The 3,951-nt window shown below is 40.2% G+C and carries 1 protein-coding gene; it reads right to left on the bottom strand.

Translation table 11 applies throughout. The features are described 5' to 3' along the window. On the bottom strand, window positions 1–3,503 hold a 3,503-nt coding region (locus tag ACEW8U_RS16380; protein ID WP_373523130.1), incomplete at its 3' end, for a two-component regulator propeller domain-containing protein. Between the last annotated feature and the right edge of the window lie 448 nt (window positions 3,504–3,951).

Consider the following 3,951-nt stretch of genomic DNA (forward strand, 5'->3'; position numbering starts at 1 on the left):
GTCTTTAGCTTTTGGCAAAGCTCAATTCCATCCATCTCAGGCATCATTACATCAGTTATTATAATGTCAGGAACGGTATTCATAGCTTCCTGCAACCCCAATTTTCCATTAATAGCTTCCAATACTTTGAAATGAGGTCGAAAATGGGATGCTATAAAGGCAGAGAGCTCCCTATTGTCTTCTACAATCAGAAGAAGGGGTTTTTCTCCCAATTCACTATCTATTTCAGGTAAAGTTGTTTCATCATATTCTTTGGTAGGCAAATAGGCTTTGTCCTGCTCTAGCGGAATTGTATATTTTTGATCAGGAATGGGAACTTCTCCTTGGCCAGTGTCGCAGTTAATGGGAATGCAAACTTCAAAAATTGACCCCATGCCAACTTCACTTTCTACGGTAATGGTTCCCTTGTGCAATGCCACCAATTCACGGACCAATGCCAGACCAATTCCTGTTCCTTTACCATCCTGATTTTGTAAATTCCCAACCTGATAAAAGTGGTCAAATATTTTTTCCTTCTCTTCTGTTGCAATCCCAATTCCACTATCTGTAACCGTCAGTTCGAGATATTTGACATTTGATTCGGATAGCTTATTCTCTTTCAACTTTACAACCAGGGCTACTTTGCCACCATCGGGAGTGAATTTAAAAGCGTTTGAAAGAAGATTGACCACAATTTTTTCAATTTTATCGCTATCAAAAATGAGGATCTGATCTGTTTTCCCAATCGAGGTCTGGAAATCAATATTTCTACTTTCGCCTAAGGAGCTGAAAGAAGCGGCCAAAGGTTGAAGCAAGGCATTCAAATTTCCGGGTTTTGCTTCAAGTGTCAACTTCCCTGATTCAAGTTTGGATAGATCCAACAGTTGATTGATCAAATTCAAAAGTCGCCTTGCATTCCGCTCCATCATAAGGTAAAGCGAACGATTTGAGGGAGGCTCGGTGGTATCCAGTAATTTTTCGAGGGGACCTAAAATCAGTGTTAGTGGAGTTCGGAACTCATGGGAAATATTGGCAAAAAATCGGGACCTGATCCCTTCCAGTTCATATAGCTTATCAGCCTCAATCTGCTTAATCTTTAATTCATTTTTGATCCGTTCTCTATTCAGAGCGTAGTGATGTAACAAATACATTAAGCCAGCACCAATAAGAAAGTAGATGATATAAGCCCATAGGGTGCTCCACCATGGAGGGGAGATTACAATATGTAGGTAGGCCTCATTTTCATTCCAAATCCCATCACTGTTGGAGGCTTTCACCCTGAAAACATATTCTCCGGGATCCAAATTGGTATAGGCTGCATACCGACGATTGCCGGAAAGTACCCAGTCTCCATCAAAATTTTCCAACATATACGCGTATTGGATCTTTTCCGGGGCTACGTAATCCAAAGCGGCAAATTCAAAAGAAAAAAAATTCTCATCATATTTTAAATCTATTAAGGTATCTGTCAGGTTTCTTCCCTTCTCCAGCACTTTGAATCCTGTTATATGCATAGGAGGGTCAAAGGCATTATCCTGAATACTATCCGGATCAAAAAAAACAAATCCATCGTTGCTTCCGAAGAAAAGTTTTCCGTTTCGGGCAAAAGCAGATGCCATTCTGAATCCATTGTCAGGCAAACCATCGCTTTTATAAAAATTTCTGATGCTTTGCGTTTGGGGATTTAAGCAGGACAATCCATTGCTTGTACCTATCCACAGATTTCCTTGTTCATCTTCTGTAATACTTGCAATGAAATTACTCGCAAGCCCGTCGTGTGTGGAGAAGTGCGTAAGCACTTTGGTGTCAACATCCAGCCTGTAAAGCCCTCCTATCCTCGTACCTGCCCATATCAATCCATTTTTATCCTCAAAAACACAGATGACATCATTTTCAATCATGCTTTCCGGTACCTCTTGGTTAGGTAAATAATGGGTAAAATAACCGGTTTTATGATCCCGACAGCCAATTCCCCACATACCTGCCGCCACCCACAAATCCCCTGATCGACCTGCAATGATTCCCTTCATGTACCCATCTTTTAATCCCGAAGGATCATTGACACTGTATTCCGTATATTGAAAATTTAAAAGCCTGGTGTCAAAAACGGCCATTACCGCTTGGCCACTTTTACTATCAACCCCGGGAATCCATAACTTCCCCGATGCGTCCAAAGCCATAAACTCGATGTTAATTTTACAGGGATAAAGCGTATGTTGACCAGTGAATCGGTTAAGATGGTATAATCCTAACGAAGTTCCCAACCAAAGCCCTCCCTGAGCGTCTTCCTTTATGGCAGAGATGGAGGGAATATTGGAAACTTTATCTGATGGAATCAATCCATCTGAATGAGTAGTGCCTAGGTGATGGTTTGTAATTTGCTTATTCAGTGGATTAAATTGATATAGCCCCTTTACCGTTCCCAACCAAACCATTCCTTCAGAATCTAATATTATACTGTTTACTTTATTTTCTTCCAGCCGGGTATTATATCCTTTGCTGTTGATCTTATAGGAATGAAATGGTTTTGGATAGGTAATGAGTTTATTGATACCATTATCTGTACCCACCCAAAGGGTGCCTGTCCGATCTTGAAAAACAGCTGACACCTGATTGCTGCTGAGACTTCCGGGAATAGATGGATCAGCCCGATACGTAGATACCTGATTTGCTTTTTTGTCAATTTGTTGAAGCCCCTCTGTAGTGGCAAGCCAGATAAGTCCGGTGCTACCTTCCATGATTCCATTATTGGAAATGAAGGAATTCACTTGATTGTTAGGATTGTAGGCAAGGGCTTGATCAGAATTTTCTCTGGTATCGAGACGGAATAGTCCGACTCCCCCGGTTCCAATCCAAAGTATATTCTCGGCATCAATGCTTAGTGCTTTTATAGTAGGATGTGGATGGTCCTCATGTGCTAACGGAACCCTACTGAGTTTTTCACTTTGAGGATCAAATTTGTAAAGCCCTGCACCGGAACCCATCCAGAAAATCCCATTTACATCTTTTACCAGACCAAAATTGGGGGTCAGTTCAGGAGATAGATAAGATGTAAATGAATGGGTTTCTGGGTCAAGTTTGTTCAATCCTCCACCGGCGCTAAACCATATTAAGCCTTCTTCATCTTCATAGATGGATAAGGGAATATTTAGATAGGAAAATTGGGTGGAATCAGCAAGAAAAGTAGTAAAAGATTCCGTCTGCTTATCAAGCAGATTCAATCCATGGCTCCCTACCCAGATTCTTTCCTTTCTATCCTCATGGATACTATAAATAAAATTAGAATTCAGTGTGTGTTGCGGATTTCTGGGATCAGCTCTGTAGGTTTGAAAGTTGTAGCCATTGTATTTATTTAGTCCATCCCCGGTACCAAACCACATAAATCCATCCTTATCCTGATAAATGCTTTGCACATAGTTATGGGACAATCCATCCTCGGTGGAAAGCCGTTCGAACTTCAGGTCTGACTGCGCATGGAGGGGAAAATAACAGGAAACCCAAAACAAGGCAGAAAAATAAGCCAAAAGACCACACCTATTAAATATGATTTTTGCTAGGGTGGAAAGAATAGGAAAGTAAATTGATATAAGGTACCCTATATCATCAAAAACAGTTTTAAATCGGATTGTTTTGGAATAAGGGGTTGTACAGTCATTTTTTGCAACCAAGCATAGTAAAGAAATACGATAGGAAAAATTATTAACTTGGTTCATAACTCAAGGCTTTGGGAATTATCAATACTAATCGCTATAACAAATCCATATAATCTTATTTAAGGTCTTAAAAACTCCTGACTTATTATTCTGTATAATTCCAGACCCAATCATTATTGCGCTTATCTACCCGTCCCAGTCCAGGAAAGTCAAAATGAAAGGCATTGATAAGCATATTGTTTTGGTAAGCCAAATCGAGCAACTTAATTCGGCATTGTTTCGCTTTTGCGTAGTCTAAATCATAATTGGTTTGCCAATC

The organism is Aquiflexum sp., from assembly GCF_041751335.1.
Classification (GTDB): domain Bacteria; phylum Bacteroidota; class Bacteroidia; order Cytophagales; family Cyclobacteriaceae; genus Aquiflexum.